This window comes from Streptococcus mitis, assembly GCF_019929545.1.
Lineage (GTDB): Bacteria > Bacillota > Bacilli > Lactobacillales > Streptococcaceae > Streptococcus > Streptococcus mitis_BU.
The window spans coordinates 1-22239 of sequence record NZ_JAHZPT010000003.1 but is presented as its reverse complement, the minus strand read 5'-3'; the positions used below and the strand labels follow the sequence as shown (position 1 = coordinate 22239).

General features: G+C 36.2%; 23 protein-coding genes and 1 pseudogene. 4 read left to right on the top strand and 20 right to left on the bottom strand.

Annotation, left to right across the window (positions count from 1 at the left end; translation table 11 throughout):
- The first annotated feature begins 593 nt into the window (after positions 1-593).
- Positions 594-1289, top strand: a complete 696-nt coding sequence (locus K1I71_RS01555) for a VIT1/CCC1 transporter family protein (RefSeq protein WP_223330017.1) — start codon at positions 594-596, stop codon at positions 1287-1289.
- Between the two features lie 40 nt (positions 1290-1329).
- On the opposite strand, the gene K1I71_RS01550 is transcribed toward K1I71_RS01555, so the two are convergent.
- From K1I71_RS01550 to K1I71_RS01515, 8 genes are all read right to left on the bottom strand, one after another.
- On the bottom strand, positions 1330-3318 hold the full coding sequence (locus tag K1I71_RS01550; protein WP_223330016.1) for an ABC transporter permease: 1989 nt from the start codon (positions 3316-3318) through the stop codon (positions 1330-1332).
- Position 3319: 1 nt separating this feature from the next.
- Positions 3320-4078: an ABC transporter ATP-binding protein gene (locus K1I71_RS01545; protein WP_000173372.1), complete on the bottom strand. Its 759-nt coding sequence runs from the start codon at positions 4076-4078 to the stop codon at positions 3320-3322.
- A gap of 545 nt (positions 4079-4623) precedes the next feature.
- Positions 4624-6168, bottom strand: a complete 1545-nt coding sequence (locus K1I71_RS01540; protein ID WP_084924286.1) for a hypothetical protein — start codon at positions 6166-6168, stop codon at positions 4624-4626.
- Positions 6169-6171: 3 nt separating this feature from the next.
- Complete coding sequence (locus K1I71_RS01535) at positions 6172-6843, bottom strand: hypothetical protein (RefSeq protein WP_084924284.1); 672 nt, start codon at positions 6841-6843, stop codon at positions 6172-6174.
- Between the two features lie 196 nt (positions 6844-7039).
- Positions 7040-7312 (bottom strand): PspC domain-containing protein, encoded by a 273-nt coding sequence (locus K1I71_RS01530; RefSeq protein WP_223330015.1) that lies wholly within the window; start codon positions 7310-7312, stop codon positions 7040-7042.
- Positions 7313-7370: 58 nt separating this feature from the next.
- Positions 7371-7820, bottom strand: coding sequence for a SprT family protein (locus K1I71_RS01525; RefSeq protein ID WP_033686984.1), 450 nt, complete (start codon positions 7818-7820; stop codon positions 7371-7373).
- Entirely contained in the window at positions 7807-9936 is a 2130-nt protein-coding gene (locus tag K1I71_RS01520; RefSeq protein WP_223330014.1) for a Tex family protein, read from the bottom strand. The genes K1I71_RS01525 and K1I71_RS01520 overlap by 14 nt, the downstream gene beginning before the upstream one ends.
- A gap of 479 nt (positions 9937-10415) precedes the next feature.
- The gene (locus K1I71_RS01515; protein ID WP_049547185.1) at positions 10416-10796 is read right to left on the bottom strand and encodes a PBECR3 domain-containing polyvalent protein; all 381 of its coding nucleotides are present in this window, start codon (positions 10794-10796) and stop codon (positions 10416-10418) included.
- Between the two features lie 155 nt (positions 10797-10951).
- On the opposite strand from K1I71_RS01515, the gene K1I71_RS09555 reads away from it, so the two are divergent.
- The 3 genes from K1I71_RS09555 to K1I71_RS01505 are packed head-to-tail and all read left to right on the top strand — an operon-like array spanning position 10952 to position 12801.
- Positions 10952-11083, top strand: a complete 132-nt coding sequence (locus tag K1I71_RS09555) for an SPJ_0845 family protein (protein WP_000268685.1) — start codon at positions 10952-10954, stop codon at positions 11081-11083.
- On the top strand, positions 11084-11989 hold the full coding sequence (locus K1I71_RS01510; protein ID WP_223330012.1) for a permease: 906 nt from the start codon (positions 11084-11086) through the stop codon (positions 11987-11989).
- Positions 11986-12801 (top strand): TIGR03943 family putative permease subunit, encoded by an 816-nt coding sequence (locus tag K1I71_RS01505; protein ID WP_223330011.1) that lies wholly within the window; start codon positions 11986-11988, stop codon positions 12799-12801. The genes K1I71_RS01510 and K1I71_RS01505 overlap by 4 nt, the downstream gene beginning before the upstream one ends.
- Before the next feature lie 140 nt (positions 12802-12941).
- On the opposite strand, the pseudogene K1I71_RS01500 reads toward K1I71_RS01505, so the two are convergent.
- From K1I71_RS01500 to K1I71_RS01445, 12 genes and pseudogenes are all read right to left on the bottom strand, one after another.
- Positions 12942-13656, bottom strand: a pseudogene (locus K1I71_RS01500) (alpha/beta hydrolase).
- Between the two features lie 3 nt (positions 13657-13659).
- Positions 13660-13971: a hypothetical protein gene (locus tag K1I71_RS01495; protein WP_000420556.1), complete on the bottom strand. Its 312-nt coding sequence runs from the start codon at positions 13969-13971 to the stop codon at positions 13660-13662.
- 119 nt (positions 13972-14090) lie between these two features.
- Positions 14091-15833 (bottom strand): glycoside hydrolase family 13 protein, encoded by a 1743-nt coding sequence (locus K1I71_RS01490; RefSeq protein WP_223330010.1) that lies wholly within the window; start codon positions 15831-15833, stop codon positions 14091-14093.
- A gap of 161 nt (positions 15834-15994) precedes the next feature.
- On the bottom strand, positions 15995-16498 hold the full coding sequence (locus K1I71_RS01485) for a phosphoribosylanthranilate isomerase (RefSeq protein ID WP_223330009.1): 504 nt from the start codon (positions 16496-16498) through the stop codon (positions 15995-15997).
- A 63-nt stretch (positions 16499-16561) separates the two neighbouring features.
- On the bottom strand, positions 16562-17443 hold the full coding sequence (locus tag K1I71_RS01480; protein WP_223330008.1) for a diacylglycerol/lipid kinase family protein: 882 nt from the start codon (positions 17441-17443) through the stop codon (positions 16562-16564).
- A 216-nt stretch (positions 17444-17659) separates the two neighbouring features.
- Complete coding sequence (locus K1I71_RS01475; RefSeq protein WP_223330007.1) at positions 17660-18025, bottom strand: insulin activator factor; 366 nt, start codon at positions 18023-18025, stop codon at positions 17660-17662.
- Positions 18026-18071: 46 nt separating this feature from the next.
- Entirely contained in the window at positions 18072-18275 is a 204-nt protein-coding gene (locus K1I71_RS01470) for a hypothetical protein (RefSeq protein WP_004254399.1), read from the bottom strand.
- A gap of 294 nt (positions 18276-18569) precedes the next feature.
- Entirely contained in the window at positions 18570-19220 is a 651-nt protein-coding gene (locus tag K1I71_RS01465; RefSeq protein ID WP_223330006.1) for a DUF443 domain-containing protein, read from the bottom strand.
- Positions 19221-19269: 49 nt separating this feature from the next.
- Entirely contained in the window at positions 19270-19785 is a 516-nt protein-coding gene (locus tag K1I71_RS01460) for a DUF443 domain-containing protein (RefSeq protein ID WP_223330005.1), read from the bottom strand.
- Positions 19786-19995: 210 nt separating this feature from the next.
- On the bottom strand, positions 19996-20652 hold the full coding sequence (locus K1I71_RS01455; RefSeq protein WP_084946488.1) for a DUF443 domain-containing protein: 657 nt from the start codon (positions 20650-20652) through the stop codon (positions 19996-19998).
- A gap of 48 nt (positions 20653-20700) precedes the next feature.
- On the bottom strand, positions 20701-21357 hold the full coding sequence (locus tag K1I71_RS01450; RefSeq protein ID WP_223330004.1) for a DUF443 domain-containing protein: 657 nt from the start codon (positions 21355-21357) through the stop codon (positions 20701-20703).
- Positions 21358-21504: 147 nt separating this feature from the next.
- On the bottom strand, positions 21505-22137 hold the full coding sequence (locus K1I71_RS01445; RefSeq protein WP_223330003.1) for a hypothetical protein: 633 nt from the start codon (positions 22135-22137) through the stop codon (positions 21505-21507).
- Positions 22138-22239 lie beyond the last annotated feature (102 nt).

The window sequence follows — 22239 nt, the reverse complement described above, 5'->3', positions numbered from 1 at the left end:
TGTTTCTGTTGAGTATGTCTGTTCCCGATGTTTCCTAACTCTCTAGTAGCAAATATTACGTACTTTATTGATCGTTTCACAAGATGACGTGTGCTTTCACCACACTAAAAATTTATGAATTAGGACAAGTGTCCTAACATCAACTTATAAAAGTAGGCTTTTAACCCTATCAATAATGTGGTTTTTCAACCACGCTTCGGCATTCAACCCTGCCTGTCCGTAGGCATTTTTTACTCGGGTTTATATTTGCTAGAAAACATCATCTCATTTTCTAAGCCTCATTACTATATCATGTTTCCAAGAACTTGTAAAGCCTTTTACGAAAAAAATATAAAAAAGTTCGCAAAATATTTGGATTTTATTTGATTTAATACTCATTATTCTCTTGTAAACGATTATAAAGTGAACAAAATGTTTATCGTATTTAATTTAAAATTTTTATGCTATTCAATACTCTTTACATTCGATGTTTGTTCTATCAGAGAAGATGTCGACATTTTTATATCATTAAAATCGTGCAACTTTTTTCAGATACTTTTAAAAGATTGATTTCATTACCTCTTTCCTTTATACTGGATAAAAAGGAGAATAATATGTCAGAAACAAATCACGAAATCGATTCAAATTTTGCAGGTCGTTTAAATATCCTGCGTGCTGGTGTTCTTGGTGCCAACGATGGGATTATTTCCATTGCTGGTGTGGTTATCGGGGTTGCCAGTGCTACCAGCAATATCTGGATTATCTTTTTATCTGGATTTGCAGCTATTTTGGCTGGTGCCTTTTCAATGGCGGGTGGAGAATATGTATCTGTTTCAACTCAAAAAGATACCGAGGAAGCAGCCGTTGCGCGTGAGCAAGTCTTGCTAGACCAAGATATGGAACTAGCCAAAAAGTCCCTTTATGCTGCCTATATCCAAAATGGAGAATGTGAAACCTCTGCCCAACTCTTGACTAACAAGGCCTTTCTAAAAAATCCACTCAAGGCTTTGGTAGAGGAAAAATATGGGATAGAGTATGAAGAGTTTACCAATCCTTGGCACGCTGCTATCTCTAGCTTTATTTCTTTTTTCCTTGGTAGCTTACCACCAATGCTTTCAATTACCATTTTCCCAAGTGAATACCGCATCCCTGTTACTGTCCTTATTGTCGGTGTAGCCCTTCTTCTCACTGGCTACACTAGTGCCAAACTTGGAAAGGCTCCAACCAAAACAGCTATGATTCGGAACCTTGCTATTGGTCTCTTGACCATGGGAGTTACCTTCCTGCTCGGACAACTTTTCAGCATTTAGAACAAAAAAATACCTCGATTTTGAAGTCGAGGTATCTTTTTTACATTTGCACAATCTTGCGATAACTTCTTGAAGTAATCATGAAAATCAGCACATAGGCGATGAGGAAGATAGCGCAGATAGACAAGGTCACAATCAACATCATATTCGTATCTATTACACCAATCACTTTTAAAATCAGACTAAGCATATGGTAGGCAAAGGCGAGATGTATGAAGGCAAAAAGCAAAGGAAGGAAGAAAACAGTTAAAACCTGTTTGTTGATGGTTTGCTTGATTTGCTTTTGATCCAAACCGACTTTCTGCAAGATAATAAAGCGTTCACGGTCTTCATAGCCTTCAGAAATTTGTTTGTAGTAGATGACCAGAACGGTTCCGATCATAAAGATAATGGATAGGAAAATACCGATAAAGAAGACACCACCAAAGAGGGCACTCATCTGAGAACGAGCATCTGCTAGATTGCTACCATAAACATAGCTATCTTCTGTGTTTAATTGAGCATTAAACTGATTGAGGTATTTTTCATACTCTTCAGCGACCTTGAGTTGTTCTTCTTCACTGATATTTACATTCATACCGCCGTAAAACTGATTATAGATAGCCGAATCTGGGAATTGATCCAAAAAGGCTTGTAAATTAGGTACAACAAGGTAATTGTAATCAGTAGTCAAAATATTAAACTGATTTGGGACATGGTTGACAATAAAATCTTTATTAAATTCTTCTTTGACAGAAAATTGATGATCATTTAGAGTTAGTACTTTCTGTCCTTTCAGTCCGTCATTTTTGGCAAAGAGACCGACCTCATTTCCTGATAGAGAAAGTTTTTGACCAGTCATATTTTCATAATCTTTTTGGTCAAATACCATGAAAACTGTTTTTGGTTGGACACGGTTTTGTCCTTTTTCAAAAATAGTTAACTTGGTTCCTTCTTGATTTGCAATACCAAAGTTACTGTAACGAAGAACTTCTTTCTCTTTGACACTATAACCTTTGTCACTTGCAAACTGGCTCAAGAGTTTGTCCAAATCTTCTTTTTCAACATTTTTTCCAGTAATTCCAAAGTCATGCGGATTTAGAACTTTTTTTAAGCTTTCTGCGGAATTGAAAATGCTTGTCGCTGCTGACATGGTTACCAAAACCATTGTTGACAAGATAGCGATAGTTGCTAGTCCAACCGCATTTTTCTTCATACGGAAAATCAAGTTGGAAACAGAGATGAGGTTATTAGGTTGGTAATAGTATTTCTTGTTTTTCTTTAAGATTTGGAGGAAGACTGTAATTCCTGCATTAAACAAGAGATAAGTACCAAAGATAACCAGCAAAACAGCTAGGAAAAAGGTTGTTAAGGCTGTAAGAGGATCGGTTACCGTAAGGGCAAGATAATAGCCAATCCCTAAACTTATGGAACCAAGAATAGTTTGGAGAGGTAGGAAACGACCTCTTTTCTCTCCGCTTGCTTTCTCACGCGAGAGCTGGAGGGCATTCATACGGGCGATTCGAAGGGCATTCAGGAACATAAGGCATAGGAAAATCAATCCAAAGACAACAAGTACTGCAATGACAACATTCATTTGGAAGGTAGCGACCAGCTCAACCTTCAATTTCATCAGTTTGAGCAAGAAAGCGAAAATTAACTTGTCAAACAAGGCTCCAATACCGATTCCTGCTCCAACAGTTAGAATTCCAAACACCACTAACTCCTTAAAGGTCATACTGATTAAATGGCGCTTTTCCAATCCCAACATGCCATAAATTCCCAGTTCCTTGGAACGATTTTTCATGACAAAACTATTGGCATAGAGGACGATAATGGCTGACGCAAGGGTGACGACAAACATACCAAATCCAAGTGTAGCCTGAATGGTTGTTCCTCCACGGATTTCCGCAATCTTAGGATTAAAGGTTAGAGAGTAAAAGAGATAGGTCACGGTGACTGCCAAGAGAACAGCCAGCGCAAAAGGATAGTAGAGTTTGCGGTTTTTAATCAAGTTCGATACCGCTAACTTATTGGTTAATCGAAACATACTAATTCACCTCGCTTGCCATGACAGTCAAGGTATCAGAGATCTCTTGGAACATCTGACGTTCTGTCTTCTCTCCACGGTAGATTTGATTATAAAGAATGCCGTCCTTGATAAAGAGAACTCGCTTGGCCCTGCTGGCTGCTGCTGTTGAGTGGGTTACCATGAGAATGGTTTGACCACGCTCATTGATTTCATCAAAAACATCAAGAAGAGCTGCAGAGGACTTGGAATCAAGGGCACCTGTTGGCTCGTCCGCAAGGAGAATTTCAGGTTCTGTGATGATGGCGCGAGCTACTGCTACACGCTGTTTCTGACCACCAGAAATCTCGTAAGGGTACTTCTCTTGCAATTGGTTGATACCAAGATTCTCAGCTGTCACCACCAATTTCTTCATCATCTCCGTAATGGGTCTTCTTGACAAGACAAGCGGAAGCAAGATATTATCCTTTACAGAGAGAGTATCTAGCAAGTTAAAGTCTTGGAAGACAAAGCCCAGCTTTTCACGACGGAAGCTAGAAGCCTGTGAATTTTTAATGGTTGCTGTATCAGTTCCATTCAGATAAACCTGACCACGAGTTGGTTTATCCAGCATAGCTAGGATATTGAGAAGAGTTGATTTACCAGAACCAGACTCACCCATGATGGCAACGTAGTCACCCTTTTCGACGGTAAAGTGAATATCCTTGAGAGCTTCTACTTGGTTGCCCTGAAAACGAGTTTTATAAATTTTTTGAACGTGTTTTACATCTAAAAGTGTCATGAGAATCTCCTTTCTTAATATCCCATCAAATGAAATGTTGCTTGCATCATAGCGCATCCCAGCTGAACGCGCTCGATATCTTTATGGCTTGGTTTTCTTGTTTTCTTCTGTAAAATTTGTTTCATGATGATACTCCTTTGTTCTTTATGAGTCTAGTTTACATCAAAAAAAGACCGCTTGCCATAACCTAACCTTACAAAAGAGACTTTAATCTTACATTTTTGTAAGATTGGAGGAAATGTAGATATTTTATTAAAAATATTTTACCATAAAAAGAAAGCAAGAAGAAAACCCTTGCGGATACAAGGGTTCAAAAATTTTAAAATAGATTAGTCGAATTCATAGACTAACAGTAAAATAACTGTTTCTACCTCACCAAAACCATCCATCATTTTCTTCAATAGCTTGGACTTCTTTGCGTTTCTTTTTCAGCATTTAATAGTTATTGACTGATTTAACTTAATAAAACTAATTTCAGATAGAAAAAAATTGTCTTTTATAATTATAAATATATTCGTACTTATAAAAGATATTCAATCCGACTATTATAAATATCCTACACAATTTACACCTATAACTCCTCTTCTTAGGAATATCGTATGAAGTTTCTCATGCTCAAATTGTTCATATTCAAATCGCTCGTATTCAAATTTCTCATATTCAAACGGTTCGTATTCAAACTTTTCATATTCAAAAACTTCAATTCCTATTTCTTTTAATACTTCTTCTGGCAACTCGTAATCTTGATCTACTAAACCAAATAGAGTAAATCCTGACTCAACACAAAATGATAGCACTGGATTGTATATTGAAGAGTAAATAACAGAGCCAGCTATTGATCCTACAAAACTACCTATCATGTATCCTAAAGGAACAACTTCATTAAGTTGAGAAAGAAATTTAGGTAACGGAATTTTGATATATGCTTTTCCTAATAATCCCATTGAAAATGCACAGGTTGTAATAAACATTTCTTTAATTAACTCGGTCACCATCTCACTTCTATTCATCTCGCCAGTAAATGCTTTATACGAGTTCTTCATCGAGTTCATTACTAGTACTGTCACTACACCTATTACTGATGGATTAGCTTTTTTAAGAGTCTTTCCAAATACCCCAGACAGACAACTTGCTGTAATTGCTGCTGAAACTGTACCTCTTACAAATCCTTCGCCTGCTCCTGTAAGTGCTGCAAAACCTATTTTTTTAAATTGTCTTTCACCGACATATCCATTCTTAATTAGATAAGCTATTGCATTCCATATTTCAGGTGCAACTTGCAAAACCATCGATATTGTTGCTGCAGTTAAGCCAGCCTTGTATGATTGTTTTAATATATGAGTGTATTTAATAAGCTCTTCAGTTGTTAAGTGTAAATCCTCAGAATTTACTCCACCCTCTTTAGCCAATTGCGCTAGATCGTGAGCTTCTTGTTTAGATAAAGGAATTGACTCATTTCCTTTATTATCTCTAACTCTATCACTCAGGTAATTTCGAGTATCCTCATACTTATTAAAACCTTTGGGGGAATTAATTGAATACTCTCGCCCTTTACTTTCTAATATTGCAATAATTTCCTCAAGTTGATCAGATGGAACAATTCTATGTTGTTCAAAATAGACTGTAGTATTCGGATCTATTTCTTTGTCCATACTTCTCTTTTCTAAATAGATGGGAAACTCATCTTTTATACCTTTAGGTTTATAATCATTATAGCAATCAATAATACTCTTTGACTGTTGTTTAGCAGTCGAAGTAGCATCTTTATAATATTTTAAACCAAACTTAGCATCGAAGTTTACTCCCGTAATATCAGCAGATCCAAAATCATGGCTACGATCAACTTGTACTCTGTTTTTTGAGGAATTAATAACTGCCTTAATATTAAAGGTTCCGCCGTGCCAAAATTCAGCAGCATCTCCCTTTAATGTTTCTACAAGTGAACCACTTGATTTAAGATTATTAATAGAGTTCATCAAATTATCTATCTCTGAATTTACAGTATCTATATACTGCTCTCCATCTACAATTCCTGCAAAATTACCAGCTCGCTTTTGAAAGAATTCATATCCCTCTCTAAAACCATCCATTCATCACCCCTCCAAGAACTCTGATAATCCATCCATGTATAATATTAAAGTCAAAGCTCGGAATTGTTGGTCAGTAATTTTTCTCTGATCATCTGTTGTTGTAATCCATTTTGTAGCTTCTGCAACCGCATTGACTGCATCCGCTGCAATAGCTGGCACAGGTCCCAAGAAAGATAATAATGTATTTCCAACATTCATCATAATATCAGGAATATCACCCATAACACCAACAGCTGCGTCTAGTGCTTGTTCATGAAGTGGTTTTTTAAACTCTATTAGTTCAAACTCAGTCTTGTAGTCACTACAGAGATTAATAAATTCATTGTAACTATCTGGGTTATCTATAGTACTTGAAACTAGCATCATACCACGCTTGCCTAACCATCCATATTTCATTCCAAGTTGGTCAAATTTTACAGTCATACTTGGTATTTCATCTTTACTAGCTTGATTTTCTCCTATAAACAAAACATGTTCATTAGACGATATTGTAGACATATTATCTAAATAATGCTTTTCTAACCAAACACTTACTTTAATTGCACCATCTTTAGTTCCTATAATTACGTCTTCTTCATCGTCATTAGCACTTACAAGTTGGCGTAAGTAATTAGCATATCCAACTGTACTCTCATCACATACAATAATTAACTTTGTTATATTTAGTTCGAACATAAAAAACTCCACATTTTATGAATATTATTTTTCGATTATGATTCCATTTAGTAACTCTCTTTATAGATTCTTGAAAAATTTTTCACTATAATAATCAAAATCGTTTTATACGCTTATTATACCATTTAGCCATAGATTCTGACAAGATGAAAAAAGCCTTGTATTATATAATACAAAGCTTATTTTCTTATTTACCTTACCAAAACCAGCCTTCAGTGTCATCAATAGCTTGGGCTTCTTTGCGTTTGCGTGGGCCTGTTCCGTACATTTCTGCTTCGATTTCTTCCTTGGTTGGCATGATAGAAGCTAGGATGATATAGATAATCACGCCAAGTCCAAAGTTTGCGACTGTAAAAATAGCAAATAGAAAACGAACAAGGGTAACATCAAAGTTCCACTTGTCTGACAGACCCGCCAGAACTCCTGAAATCATGCGATTTCGTCTCATTTTATAAAATTTACTGTTCATGATTTTTCCTCTTTCTGCTAGGTTAGACATAGTATATCACGGGTAGGCTCGGCTTTCATCAGTCCTCAGGCTGATTTATTAGTAGCAATTTACCTCGACAAAGTCCACAGCGATAGCGTTTGGTATCAATCCTACGCTTGCGATGATACCTTTGCTGGCAGGATTGACAACGATAAAGTTTGAGTGGTTTAGAGTGGCTATTTGTCAAGGAGGGCACAAAGCGTAATCCATCCACTGCTTTCAACAGTTCCTTAAAATCCCGATCCTTGTGTTGATAGCCCTTCCCTTGAAAATAGAGGTGATAATGACAGAGTTCATGGCGGACAATTTTCCTAAAAACATCCAGACCGAGTTCCTGATAAACCTTGGGATTAAAATCCAAATGCCCATCTTTGGGGAAAAATCGCCCACCTGTCGAACGTAGACGCCTATTCCACTGAACATGATGGATAAAAGGTTTGCCGAAGTCTTCTAGTGAAACCTGCTTAACGTAATCAGTCAGTTTCATTTGGAGCGAGGAGCGACAGATTGACTTTTTCACGTTCAGTATCGATTTTCTTAACCCAAACCGTTACCAAATCTCCGACTGACACTACTTGGCTAGGATGTTTGATAAATTTGCGACTCATATGGGAAATGTGAATCAAGCCGTCTTCGTGAATTCCAATGTCAACGAAGGCACCAAAGTCAACTACATTACGCACCACACCCTCTAGCTTCTGGCCTACCACTAGATCTTTGATATCTAGGACATCTTGGCGAAGCACAGGTGCATCAAAGGAATCACGGAAATCTCGACCTGGTTTGAGAAGGTCTGCAATGATATCTTTAAGAGTTTCTGGTCCAAGGTCTAGCTCTTGCGCCATTTCCTTGACTGAAAGCGACTTGAGTTTGCCTTGGGCTTCTTCGTTTAGGTCTTTAATATCTAAACGTTTGAAGAGTTCCTTAACGGCAACGTAATTTTCTGGGTGAACTCCTGTATTATCAAGGATGTTGCTACTTTCAGGGATACGAAGGAAACCAGCTGCCTGTTCAAAAGCCTTAGCACCCAGACGAGGAACTTTCTTGATTTGGGCGCGTGAAGTGATTTTTCCCTCTTCCTCACGGTATTTGACGATATTTTCAGAAATGGTTTTATTGAGTCCAGCTACGTGTGAAAGAAGAGCTGGGCTGGCCGTATTAATATTAACACCGACTTGGTTCACCACGGTATCCACGACAAAATCCAGACTTTCAGACAATTTCTTCTGGCTGACATCGTGCTGGTACTGACCGACACCAATTGACTTAGGATCGATTTTGACCAATTCAGCAAGGGGGTCCTGCAAACGACGGGCGATAGAGATGGCAGAACGCTTTTCAACGGTTAAGTCTGGGAACTCCTGACGAGCAAGTTCGCTGGCAGAATAGACCGAAGCACCACTTTCATTTACAATGACATAACTAACCTCAGGAAAATCTTTAAGAACTTCCGCCACAAAAGCTTCACTTTCACGACTGGCCGTTCCATTACCGATGGCAATAATTTCCACGCCGTATTGACCAATCAAATCTGCCAAATCTTTCTTGGCTTCTTCGATTTGACGAGCAGAGGCTGGTTTGACAGGATAAATAACCTGAGTTGTCAGCATTTTTCCTGTTGCATCTACGACAGCTAGCTTGGCACCTGTACGAAAGGCAGGGTCAAATCCTAGAACCACCCGCCCTTTCAGTGGAGCAACCAAGAGGAGATTGCGTAGGTTGTCCGAAAAGAGTTGGATAGCTCCTTCTTCTGCTTTCTCAGTCAATTCTGTCCGAATACGGCGCTCGATAGCAGGCAAGACCTTTTTCTTAACCGATTGCTGAACAACTTCATCAATATAGGCGTTTTTCACCTTAAAACGAGCTGCAAAAAAGGCAAGAATGCGGTCTGTCGCATGTTCGAAACCGACCCTCAAGACACCTAGCTTCTCCCCACGATTGAGGGCCAAGGTACGATAACCCTGCATAGTTCCAACCGTCTCTGAAAAATCATAATAAATCTGAAAAACCTGCTTTTCATCTAGACTTTCATCCTTAACTTGGGAAGTGAGTTTGGAGTGTCTCAGCACCTCCTGATAAGTCATGGAACGTAAGGCCACATCTTCCGATAAGGCTTCTACCAAGATATCAACTGCACCAGCCAAGGCCTCCTTACCGGTCGCAAATCCTTCACAGACAAACTTTTCAGCCTCTTTTTCTAAGTTCGCTACATTTTGCAAGATTAAGCGAGCAAGTGGGAAAAGTCCGGCTTCACGGGCAATGGTTGCCTTGGTCCGACGTTTTTCCTTGTAAGGAAGGTAGAGTTCTTCTACGTCTGCTAATTTTTCGGCAGCTAAGATAGCTTCTTCCAATTCTTTAGTTAGCTTGCCTTGTTCTTGAATCTTAGCTAAAACAGCTTCCTTACGGTCGTTGAGATTTGTCAGACTTTTATCCAAGTCAATAATGGCCTTAATTGCCACCTCATCCAGACTACCAGTCATGTCCTTGCGATAACGCGCAATAAAGGGAATAGTCGCCCCTTCAGCTGTCAAACTTAGAACGGTATCAATTTGCTTTAACGTCACTCCCAAATCCTGGGAGATTTTTTCATATTTTTTATCCATGAATCTATTATACCACAAGCTAAACGTTTCAAATTAGCTCTTACAGTATTTAAAAACATAAGTTGGGAAATAAATTTACTTCATTTCAATATTCTATTCATTGAGAAGGTTGCAATTTAATTCTAATAGTTTACAAAAGGACTAGTGATTAATTTCACTGTTTTTATTTTTGACAATAATGCGTCACTATTCTCCCTCTCTATTCTTCAAGAAAACGTTTTTTTGAAGAATAGGATTTAGACTTCTGTTTATAATCGTCCAAAATGCGTGTTTTTGAGAAATAAAAAAACCGCAAGCCTGAGCCTGCGGTGGGTGTAATCTATTTTGAAATTTTAAATAAAAAAAGGAGCATTTAAGCTCCCTCCTTTGAAATAACGGACACTTGGCTGGTCGGTGTACCCAGCATCTCAGATACCTTTTTCAAGGTGCGGCAGGAACCTTTCTGCCCTCAAATGTCTTTCGTTAATATTATTCTAGCACTATCTACTTTTTTTGTCAAGCTTTCTCAATCTACCAGACTTAATACGACTTTGTAACTTGTAATCTTGTAAACGATACATGGTCGGAACATAAAAGAAATCTCCACTTTTATGTAACTTGATGGCAACAAGAACATTATCATCAAATCTTTTAACATATTCAAAACTAGCATCTTTCTCTCGTGGATTGATCCCAACGAAATCTGGATTACTTAGTATAAGTTCCAGGTCTTCGATATGATGAATCACATCATTATGATGCCGTTTCAACATATGGCTTCTTAAACCTTCTTTGTTAACTTTAATATCACTAGCTTCAAGAACAATATTAAAAATTTCTTTTACTTCGTCAGTTACCTGACCGATCTTTTTATGTTCCATCATTTCCTCCGTTATTTCACAATTATTATATCACAATCATAGTGTATATTTGGATATATCACGCTCTATTATTCGTTAGGTACTCAATTTTAACTTTTCCCTTTTCCTTAAAATAATAGTATAATAGAGGTAGAATTTAGAATCGAGGTACACCTATGGCTGTAAAATTTACAAAACGAGACGACTTGGACAAGATGTTTGAAGAGTTTGCTAAACTCCCTGATTTGAAACAAGTCACTTTCCCTGATGACAAAGAGAAAAAAGCCAAAGCAGAAAAGAAAAACTAGATGACTGCTTTCCAACAACTCCCATCTAGTGTGCTTCAGACTGGAGCTATTTTCCTCTCCATTATCATTGAAGCCCTACCCTTCGTTCTAATAGGAAGTATTGTCTCAGGACTGATTGAGGTTTATATCACACCTGACAAGGTTTATCATTTTCTCCCTCGAAATCGTTGGGGGAGAATCTTTTTTGGCACCTTCGTCGGGATTCTTTTTCCCTCTTGTGAATGTGGAATTGTCCCCATTATCAATCGTTTTCTGGAAAAGAAGGTCCCCAGTTACACGGCTGTTCCCTTTCTTGTGACAGCACCTGTTATCAATCCCATTGTTCTCTTTGCGACCTATTCTGCCTTTGGCAATTCCTTCCATATCGCGCTGTTACGAGCTCTGGGTTCCATTGTTGTGGCTGTGATACTTGGGATTTTTCTAGGATTTTTCTGGCAAGAACCGATTCAAAAAGAAAATCGGTTGGCCTGTCATGAACATGATTTTTCTCACTTGACCCCTGCAAAAAAAGTTTTTCAGGTCTTTGTGCAGGCCATTGATGAATTTTTTGACACGGGGCGTTATTTGGTATTTGGCTGTCTCTTTGCCTCTGTTATACAGGTCTATGTTCCGACACGGATTCTGACCTCTATCAGTGCGACCCCTCTTTTTGCCATCCTGCTCTTGATGCTTTTGGCCTTTCTTCTCTCTCTCTGCAGTGAGGCGGATGCCTTTATCGGTGCTTCTCTTCTCTCAAGTTTCGGTTTGGCACCAGTTCTAGCCTTTCTCGTCATTGGCCCAATGCTGGATATCAAAAATATTCTCATGATGAAAAATTACTTGAAAGCACGATTTATCGGTCACTTCATTACGATTGTGACTCTTGTCGTCTTAGTGTATTCTCTCTTGATTGGAGTCATCCTATGATTCGATTTTTAGTTTTAGCTGGCTATTTTGAATTGACTATTTATCTCCATCTGTCCGGAAAATTAAACCAGTACATCAACATGCACTATTCCTATCTGGCCTATATTTCCATGGTACTTTCCTTTATTTTGGCAATTGTTCAACTGTATATCTGGATGAAGCAAGTCAAAACCCATAGTCATCTGAACAGCCGATTGGCGAAGGTGACGAGTATTGCTCTTCTGGCTATTCCTATTGTCGTCGGCTTAACTTTTCCAACTGTTAGCTTGGATTCTCAGACCGTTTCTGCCAAAGGCTATCACTTCCCCTTATCAGAAGGCACGGATCAAGCCATTCAGACAAGTGAAGGAACGACAAGCCAATATTTGAAACCAGATACCAGTTCTTATTTTTCAAAATCAGCTTATGAAAAGGAAATGCGAACTGCGGCGGATAAATACTTGTCCCAAGATAGTATTCAGATTACGAATGAAAACTATATGGAAGTCATGGAAGCTATCTACGACTATCCAGATGAGTTTGAGGGCAAGACAGTCCAGTTCACAGGATTTGTCTATAACGACCCCAGTCATGCCAATAGCCAATTTCTATTCCGCTTCGGCATTATCCATTGTATCGCAGATTCTGGTGTCTATGGATTGCTGACCAAGGGAAATACCCGTCAGTATGAGAATAATACCTGGATAACAGCCAAAGGAAAACTAGTCAATCACTACCATAAAGAACTCAAACAAAATCTCCCAACCTTGGAAATCGATAGCTTTACTAAAGTCGATAAACCAGAAAATCCCTATGTTTATCGCGTGTTTTAAAAAGCAAACTAAATCCATTAAAAACAAAACGAACAAGTTCTCTTCTGAATGACAGAAAAAGAGCCTGTTCGTTTTTTGTTATCTGAGTATTAATAATTTTTAGATTTAAATCTTATAACATTTTAAGTAATGCAAGTAGCTCATTGAGAATAAGCGAGCCACTCATTAATTAGACTAGCGATTTCTCTAGGGGCTTCAGTATAAAGCTCATGGCCAAAGTTCTCTAAAAGAACAGTATCAAAATAGTCTGGCAATTCTTTTAGGGCTTCCTCTCTCCATGTAGCTTCATTAGGATAGCGAGGACTGATAAACAAGGTATCTCCCACTTCTCTCTTAAAAGCTTGTATTTTCCTCCGTAGGCGGAGTATCGCTTCTATATTTTCATATTTTATAGCTAACTCATATCTATTATACTTAGAATTCCAGTGATATGACTGTCTTACGGCTTTCTCCATATTTTCTGACCAATGCTTTGCTTCAGATTTTTCTTTAGAAATAAGAAGAGCTAAGTCTGAAACGACTTGAGATTCAATATAGTTTTTTTTCCTCTAACTCTGTATCTAAAGGTAAAATCTTATCTAAATCTAGATAGCCACCATCCAAAAGAATCAGTTTGGTCACTTCATAAAATTCCGATGCAAGATAACGTGCCAAATCTCCTCCAAGAGAATGACCTATCAGACAGATAGATTCTTCCTCTACAATCTTATTTTTAAACCATGATTTCAATTCTGTTTCATCTAGAAGATGCTTTTCATAGGGATTCAGAAAACAGACCTGCGAATCTATCTCTTGAAGAAAATCCTTGCTATGATAGACATTGCTTCCCAAACCGCCAATAAAATATTTTTTCATTCTCTACTTAATACTATGCTTATTCATTTTTTGTTCAAAGATGGTCGTGATAATCTGACGTAATTCTTCGCGTTCTTTTTCTGGAATCTCACCACTTGTTTGAGCTGCAGCGTAGAGTTCAGGATGTTCAATTGAAATACGTTTAATCGTACGTGTTGTAGCATGTTTTCTGACGAAAAATGGAATGCGCTTAATCAAGTCTTGTGGTACTAGTGCAAGAATCTTCTCAGCAGTTTCCTTGTCACTAATCTTAGACGTAGTCAGCCCCTTCTTAATCATTTCCTGTTCTTTTTCTGTAAAATCTTTTAATTCCATTCGATTAGTCCTCCTATTTTCTTTAAGTTAAATTATATATCATTTGTAGCAAGACGACAAATAGTCTGTTTGTAAAATCTTCTCTATACTACAACTTTCCTGTCGCTCATAATTGTTCTTTAATGAAAAATCACAAACCCATTTGGATAAATCACAAGCTGATTCTCTAATTCTTGGCAATTGCTTGCTAGTGATACTGCTTCTTTCTCTATAATATAGTCTTCTTTTGATTGGTTAAAGATTGCTTTAAGGAACCGGCCTTCGTATGTCGATTCCAGAGCTACTAGATCAGGGTTGATTTCTTGAAGGCTATACTTGCCATGCAGAATGGTTGCTGACGCATGTTTACGAATCTTAATCAGCCTCTTCATGAAATTCAGCATATCATTGTCACTTGATACACGTTCCCAAGGCATACAACGACGGCAATCTGGGTCTGGACCACCAGTCAAGGATAACTCTGTTCCGTAATAGATGCACGGTGTCCCTTTTTGTAAAAAGAGAAAGGCTAGGGCTGATTTAACCAGTTGCACATCCTCATTGGCCGTCCACAAGATTCGTTCTGTATCATGCGAATCCAAGAGATTAAACATAACCTCTGAAATCTGCTGCTTGTAATACATAGACTGACCATTGATTTCATCGATGAATTGGTCTGTCTTCTTAATTCCTCGTAAGAAATAGCTCTTGATACTATCAGATAAAGGATAATTCATGACCGCATGGAACTCATCGCCATTTAGCCAAGGCTGAGACGTATGCCAGACTTCTCCTAGGATATAAAGTTCAGGCTTTTTAGCTAAAACTGCCTTACGAAAATCCTTCCAAAACTGATGGTCAATCTCATTAGCCACATCCAAACGCCAAGCATCAATATCAAACTCTTCAATCCAATAAGTCGCAACCTTTAAAAGATAATCCTTGACCTCTGGATTAGCTGTATTTAGCTTAGGCATATAGTCTTCAAAACCAAAAGCATGATAGGGTAAATCTCTCTTATTGGCTAACTTTTCAGTTGTCACTGGGAATTGTTGTATATGGAACCAATCTTTATAAGCAGATTGCTCACCATTTTTGACAACATCTTGCCATTGAGGAGATTGCGAACCAATATGGTTAAATACCGCATCCAACATGATTTTCATGCCACATCGATGAGCTTGCTCGACCAGCTCTCGAAAGGTTTCCTTGTTTCCAAAATGATGGTCGATTTCAAAGTAATTCGTCGTATTGTACTTATGATTGCTCATAGATTCAAAAATCGGACAAAGATATAGTCCAGTAATGCCCAAGTCTTGCAAGTAATCCAGATGGTCAATAATCCCCTGTAAATCACCACCAAAGAAATCATCACTCTTAGGTGTGACAGATGAATCCCAGTCTAAAGTCTCTTCTGGGTTTAATAGAGCATTTCCATTAGCAAATCTCTCAGGAAATATCTGATACCAAACCGTATCTGAAACCCAGTCAGGAACCTTGCAGGCATCAATCTCATGAAGATAGGGTAACTTAAATCCATTCCCAATAGCATGGAGATTTTCTAGAGAATTTTCCACACAACCTTTATCACCATACAAAATACTTTGACCTTCTGTATCCGTGACTTCAAAGAGATACTGGATACGTGCAAAGTCAACGGACACTTCAACCTGCCAATAATCAAAGATGGCATCAGAAGTTATCTTGGCCATTTTCTTTGTATCTTGATAAAACTCCTCCATAAAAATAAAAGGGTCACCATAATGCAAGTTGATGCTTTCAATGTCCCCTTTCTTAGTTCGAATCCGAATATGAAGTTTCTTATCCTTGTAAAGATAGGCATACTCTGACTCAGGCCTATGGTAAATAGCACTTAATTCCATTAATTTGTCTCCTAGAGTTTTAATTCCAATTTTACGCAAACGTTTTCATAATTGTGATTCTAGTATACTACTTTCGTATTTTATTTTCAAGGCTTATCCGTAGATTCTAGTGGTTTGGTTCTATAAATAAAAAAGCAGCCAGTCTTACAACTTGCTACTTTTCAAATGATGATTAAAAAATATCTTTGCAACCACTCTATTTTTTTAAAATCCTTATTGTTATTGTGATCATTTCGATAGGAATCTTGGGAAGAAGCCTTGTAAATACTTAAAAACTGTTCCAAACTTGGAACGCGAAAAGTGATGTTTTCGAGATGAATCAGCTCTATATCCGATTCCGAAACTCCTGCAAAATCAGGTAAAGAATCGATACTTCCGAACTCAACACTCAGACCATCTTTTTGGAATTCATGCTCATGAATATCTATTAAGTCGAAGCCTAAGTGTTTCATCACTTTCATTATCTTGTCCCACTCATAAATTCTGAGATGATCGGGTGCTTCCCAACCTCTAGGGTCACCAGGCACATGAATGTCAATGTCAGACGGCTCCCATTCTTCATTTGATCGGTATTCAAACCCCAAAGACCCCATGAGCGTCGGAGTGATTCCGACTTGGTTTAAATGAGAACAAATTGTTCGAAATTCATCAAATAGAGAATTCATTCCTCCTCCAATCGTTGATATAGAACTTAATTTCGTTGTGAATAATAAACTAATTTTTACCTTCTACTCTTTCGGTTTTGAAAATACTTCTACTCGCTGAGCTAGGACTTTGATTTCTACAGGTAGGTTATCTGACTTATCACCGTCAACATCTGACTCCAATTCACTATCTGAAGAGATCTTAATATTACGTGCTCTGATATACTCAATATTATCATTGCCGACAACATCTCCTTTTAGTAAATCAGGAATAACGGATAATTTGGAGAATAGAGACGCATCTTTCAGAATCAAAATATTGGCATAGCCATCTTTGTTTTCTTCAAAGATTTTCTTATCAGCGAAGTAATTTGTCAAGAGAACCAAAACATGACTAGCTTCACCAACATAATTTCCATTTTCTGTCTCGACCTTAATGTTAAAGACCTGATCTGTCATGACAGACTTCATGGTATTTACAGCATAGGCTAAAATACCGAATTTTGTTTTGTCCTCGATTTCAACATTGTGAATCGCCTCAGGTAGAGAACCGATACTAAAGATATAACCAAAATAATTGTCATTCGCTTTTCCGATATCAATCTTATTGGTTAAATCAAAATCCAGTTCATCTATCGCGCCATCGATGTCTTGATTGATTTCCAACAGTTTCGTAATAAGGTTACCCGTACCGCCTGGGATAATACCCAACTTAGGAATGTAGTCTCTCTCAGCAATACCCGAAATGACTTCGTTGACAGTCCCATCTCCACCAAACACAACCACTGCATCGTACTGCTCACGAGAAGCTTCTTCAGCAAAATGTGTTGCATCCAGCGCCTTTTCGGTAATTTTGGTTTCCACGTGCTCAAAGTATTCTTTTGCTTTATTCTCCAGCTTTTCTTTGTAATCCAAAGCCTTTTCGCCACCAGAAGTAGGGTTGATAATTACCATTGCTTTTTTCATTAATGTTCTCCTTAATATTCGTTAAAAATATATATCTCATTATATGAAACTAAACGTATCCCTATTATACTACGAAAATACAGAAAAGAGAAATCTGACGTACTGGAGATCAAAATAATCTACGATACGGTAAGCATATTGTCTAGTAGAAAAAATGAAAATGACATTTTTTTACACTTTAGCTTTTTAAAACAAAGTTTTATTATTGCTAACTTCTTACTTAATTTTTTTTTCTAATTTATTAAAGTCACCTATATACAATATTCCCGAAATGAATGCAAAAATTGCAGAAAAAATTGAGAGAAACGGTACGAAACCTGTAATAGATGCCGCTAAGAGAAATAAAAAGCTTTTCTTACGACCATTTTCTTCTTTTTTATAAATGAAAATTGCAAGTATAGCACAAATAAGAAACATGAAACTAATTAGGTTCATTGAGAATGCCCATCCCGGCTTATCAACAAAACGAAGAGCACCGTTAATAAACCTTAACTCCCATCTATATAAAAAAGCATAAGCAATAAACGGAGAACACGTTAATGATATTACTCCATTAAAACAAAACAAACTATGTGATTTCATACTAGGCTCTTTTCTTAATTTTATAAAACTTTTCTTTCTCTCTTAATCAATCCCTAGCAGGATCATCTAAAATCTCAATCTCACCTATAAACCATCGTGACATCTTCTTCTTTTTGTCTTTAAAGGGATCGGGTTTAATCAAAGTAAAAGGTGAAATGCTTGCATCTGTAAAATACAACTCCACTTTTAAAGACTGCTTAGGATTATCGTTAACATAGGCTGAAAAATGAATATGATAGCTTCCACCCACATCACCACCATTATCATACCCTCCCCTAGCTGTATTTGGTAAAAGTTTAATAGAATTTATTGATTGTTTTTCCTCATCTTCCAGGTAGGTAATAATTGCACTCTTGATAATCTTTTCATTTTCATGGACAAATTTTCCGTTGTTGTTAAGAAGAAAATTCCCATAGCTTAGAAATGTTAAAAAAGAAGCGAAAAGGAATGGATAATAAAAAGTACAGCCATTTATTGGATTTAAACATAATGTCTCTTGTTTTCTAGATTCACAAAAAGATGTTATTATTTCGAAATTATGACATTAGATTCCTTCTATTTCAACTGGGATCAATTCCTTGTTCCTACATGAAGAACTAATTGTCGGCATTCTAGCTATAAAAAAGAAAAATGTTGATATCAATCCATTTATAACTAAAACTGCTCCTTCGGAACCATCATTAATGCCCATAAAAAATCCAAAACAAATAATATTCAATAAAAAGCCAAACAATAATACAGGATTTCTTTTACCATTTGGTTTAAACTTGACTCTATAACGTTTGCTTTTCTCTGGTATTCTTGATAATGCGTTACGTCGAGAATTTTTTTCATAATAAACAGCTCCTAAGTATGCAAGAATCATAGACAAGACAAATAGTATACTCTTCATAAATATCTGTTGACTCAATCCCATACTAATAAAAGCTGATTCCATAGCTCTATATAGTAGAGCCACAAATGGTTGTACCATAATAGATATAGTAGTTGTTCCTATCTTTGTTTTAGACTTAATTTCAAAACTATCATCAGAGGGAGTTAACTCAATCATATCAAGAGTGATTAAGTTAGGCATCAATCCGAGAAAATAGCTTTTCCCTTTCATTGAACCTAAATCCATAATATACTTTTTATTTTCTATTTCTACAATACTATACGCCATCGTATTAGCATTCTTAAACTTTAAATTAATCATTTACCACCCAAATACTTTCTGAATTGATTTAATACTTGAATCAAATGACTTATTTAATTTCTCTAATTCCTTCAAATGTGACGTTTCTAATCTTATAAGCGGAAAGAATGGGAATCTTTCCAAATAAAAATGATAGAAGAAAAAATGAGATAATGCTATTGATAACGAGAACAAGCCCTTCTCCTCCATCATTAATAGACAAATAAAGTGCCAAACAAGCTATTATAGGGACACTAAAAATATAGGCATCAAAAACTTGCTTTCTTGCAGATACTGGTTTAAAAATCATCTCATATCTTCTGCTAGAAGAAGGCAGTAAAGCTTTAACATTTTTACGTTCTTTCTCTCTTGTAAAATAAAAAATGAAGTAGGAGAATAGTATAGATGCGCAAAATACTACTAATTTTAAAATTATCTGTTGGCTAATATTGTACTCTTTAAAAAAAGTTTTCAATAAAGAATAAACAATGACTATAAGAGGTTGGACCATGATTGCCACATATGAAGCTTTAAACTTATTAATCGGGGTACTAAAATTGATATCCTCTCTGTTAAGTTCTGTCATCTAAACCGTTAATTCGTCCGTTGGAACACCCCAATAGTAGAACTTGGGAGTCATTGAACTTGCATCTAATATATATTTTTTCCCATTTAGTTCTACAAGTTGATGGCAAAAATACTTCGTTTCTCTATAATTAATTTCCAAAATTACCACCCAAACACTTTCTGAATTGATTTAATACCTGAATCAATACTATTTACGATATTGTTTATTCTATATTTTTTCAATTTTTTCAACTGTCAAAAATTTATTTCTATAAGAAAAGCTTATTGGAGGCATCGTCCAAACGCTCAAGAATAAGGCTAATGAAATTATACCATTAATTACTAAAATTGCTCCTTCTTCACTATCGTTTAACATTAAAAAGAAAAGTAAGCATGCTAAGTTTAGGAAAAGAAATATATACCCTGTTAACTCTCTTCTTTTAGTCGTTCGAAGTGTTAATCTAACTTTCTTACTTTCCTTAGGTAACCGTTCTGCTGCAATTTTATGAGCTTTTCGCAGAGAATTCCAAATAATAAAATAAGAAATCAACATAGAAATAAAATATAAAACTATCTTTAAGAATATTTGTTGACTTATCTCATAATTTACAAATAAATTTTTTAACATATCGTATCCAATTTTTACAATCGGTTGGATCATTATAGCTATAGTACTAGTTCCCAATAGTGTTTTTGATTTTGTTTCAAAACTAGCATTTTTCTTATCCAGTTCTATCATATCAACTGTGATATTTTTGGGTAATAAACCCCAACAGTATCTCTTAGGTGACAGAGTGCTAGTATCCATAATATATTTCTGAGAATGCCCATCTATTTCAACTATTTGATAGCAACCAATATTAGAATTTTTAAAATTTATCTCCATCTTTTACTCCTACCACCCAAATACTTTCTGAATTTCGTTATAAGTACATTATAGCTTTTTCAGCTCTTTAAATTCTAGGTATTTCTTTTGATAAGCATAAGTCAATGGAATAACGCCAGATTCAATCCAAATAAATAGATAAGCCAACAAACCATTCAACACTAGAATTGCAGCTTCTGTTCCATTATCTTGTCCCATATAAATAGAGAAAGCAGTTATATGTAAAATGAGAAATAGATAGGCATGGAATTGTCTTTTTTTCTTATTATTCTGAAAGACTATTTTAAACCTCTTCTTTTCCTGTGATAAACGACTTGAAATCACCTTCCTTGATTTGATTAAAATATCTTGATAGACAATATAGGCTACCAAAATAGATATGAGAAATAAAGATACTTTTAAATACAGATAATGACTAATATCATAATATCTAAAAATTGATGTTACTACTTCATACGAAAGAAGACCTAAACTAATAGATGCCATACGCATTCCTGAAGGACCCATCTTAATTTTTTTATCAAAATTTCTATTCTTACTATCAAGTTCTATCAAATCAACTTCAATATTTTCAGGGGAAAATCCCCAGTAATAACTCTTTGGTGTCGTGGAGTTGGAATCGAGAACGTACTTTTTCTCTCCCATCTCTAACACATCAAAATAAGCAACATCCAATCCTCTAAAATTAATTTTCAAAATTACCACCCAAACACTTTCTAGCTAATTTAATAAATTCTTATTCAGCCTCTCGAATTCCTTACATTGTGACATTTTAAATTCTAAACAACATTCGATAAAACAGCTGACATTTCAACTCGGCGATTACTCTTTTCAATTTCGTTCATGAACACCTCATTCTTTGTCAAAAATAACACTACTAATTTGCACAATCTTTTGATTAGATTTTAGTTGAATAGTTACTCTATATATAGTTGAGCTGGAATAATTTACTAATACTATACATGTTGTTTCCTCTGGTAAATCATATTTGCTTTTTAGATGTTTATAGAGGTCAGAGTTATTTTCTGGCTGATATACAATCTCACGAAGTTCTGTTTCTGCACTCTTAAAAGTCTCCTTTACATCTAGAGAAGTAAAGAAATCTCTTTGTACCACTAGATTAAGAATTTCTTCATCATATAAAGTAGTTACCTCCGACCCATAATTTAACTTCCCATTAGAATATGTAACCGGAACAGTTTCGTTATTCTCCCCAATTGTTATTGTATAATCACCTTTAATATCAGCTTGAGTGATATCTAAATCCACTTCGTATTTTTTAACTTCATCTTGATTTTTTATATAAATTCTACTAGTGTATGACTTTAATCCCGTAAAATCTTTTTTGTCTTGTTCTAAAAATTTAAATATAGGCTCAAACGTTTTCTCAAATTCATATTGTTCCTTTGTTCTGTTTTTGGGAATGGTTTCACCCCCAAAACTACATCCATTCAATGAAAACAGTGATACCAGAATGATTACCAAGCCAGCAATCCATAATAAATGCTTATGGGCACCTCTAAAAACTCCACTCTTATCACAAAAGAAAAAATCAACTGTATGTGTCTCATTTAGTTGGCACATTCA

Excerpts from the sequence above, each read along its gene's own strand:
- K1I71_RS01555 (WP_223330017.1), top strand. The coding sequence starts at position 594 with ATGTCAGAAACAAATCACGAAATCGATTCAAATTTTGCAGGTCGTTTA.
- K1I71_RS01550 (WP_223330016.1), bottom strand. The coding sequence starts at position 3,318 with ATGTTTCGATTAACCAATAAGTTAGCGGTATCGAACTTGATTAAAAAC.
- K1I71_RS01545 (WP_000173372.1), bottom strand. The coding sequence starts at position 4,078 with ATGACACTTTTAGATGTAAAACACGTTCAAAAAATTTATAAAACTCGT.
- K1I71_RS01540 (WP_084924286.1), bottom strand. The coding sequence starts at position 6,168 with ATGGATGGTTTTAGAGAGGGATATGAATTCTTTCAAAAGCGAGCTGGT.
- K1I71_RS01535 (WP_084924284.1), bottom strand. The coding sequence starts at position 6,843 with ATGTTCGAACTAAATATAACAAAGTTAATTATTGTATGTGATGAGAGT.
- K1I71_RS01530 (WP_223330015.1), bottom strand. The coding sequence starts at position 7,312 with ATGAACAGTAAATTTTATAAAATGAGACGAAATCGCATGATTTCAGGA.
- K1I71_RS01525 (WP_033686984.1), bottom strand. The coding sequence starts at position 7,820 with ATGAAACTGACTGATTACGTTAAGCAGGTTTCACTAGAAGACTTCGGC.
- K1I71_RS01520 (WP_223330014.1), bottom strand. The coding sequence starts at position 9,936 with ATGGATAAAAAATATGAAAAAATCTCCCAGGATTTGGGAGTGACGTTA.
- K1I71_RS01515 (WP_049547185.1), bottom strand. The coding sequence starts at position 10,796 with ATGGAACATAAAAAGATCGGTCAGGTAACTGACGAAGTAAAAGAAATT.
- K1I71_RS09555 (WP_000268685.1), top strand. The coding sequence starts at position 10,952 with ATGGCTGTAAAATTTACAAAACGAGACGACTTGGACAAGATGTTTGAA.
- K1I71_RS01510 (WP_223330012.1), top strand. The coding sequence starts at position 11,084 with ATGACTGCTTTCCAACAACTCCCATCTAGTGTGCTTCAGACTGGAGCT.
- K1I71_RS01505 (WP_223330011.1), top strand. The coding sequence starts at position 11,986 with ATGATTCGATTTTTAGTTTTAGCTGGCTATTTTGAATTGACTATTTAT.
- K1I71_RS01495 (WP_000420556.1), bottom strand. The coding sequence starts at position 13,971 with ATGGAATTAAAAGATTTTACAGAAAAAGAACAGGAAATGATTAAGAAG.
- K1I71_RS01490 (WP_223330010.1), bottom strand. The coding sequence starts at position 15,833 with ATGGAATTAAGTGCTATTTACCATAGGCCTGAGTCAGAGTATGCCTAT.
- K1I71_RS01485 (WP_223330009.1), bottom strand. The coding sequence starts at position 16,498 with ATGAATTCTCTATTTGATGAATTTCGAACAATTTGTTCTCATTTAAAC.
- K1I71_RS01480 (WP_223330008.1), bottom strand. The coding sequence starts at position 17,443 with ATGAAAAAAGCAATGGTAATTATCAACCCTACTTCTGGTGGCGAAAAG.
- K1I71_RS01475 (WP_223330007.1), bottom strand. The coding sequence starts at position 18,025 with ATGAAATCACATAGTTTGTTTTGTTTTAATGGAGTAATATCATTAACG.
- K1I71_RS01465 (WP_223330006.1), bottom strand. The coding sequence starts at position 19,220 with ATGATTAATTTAAAGTTTAAGAATGCTAATACGATGGCGTATAGTATT.
- K1I71_RS01460 (WP_223330005.1), bottom strand. The coding sequence starts at position 19,785 with ATGACAGAACTTAACAGAGAGGATATCAATTTTAGTACCCCGATTAAT.
- K1I71_RS01455 (WP_084946488.1), bottom strand. The coding sequence starts at position 20,652 with ATGGAGATAAATTTTAAAAATTCTAATATTGGTTGCTATCAAATAGTT.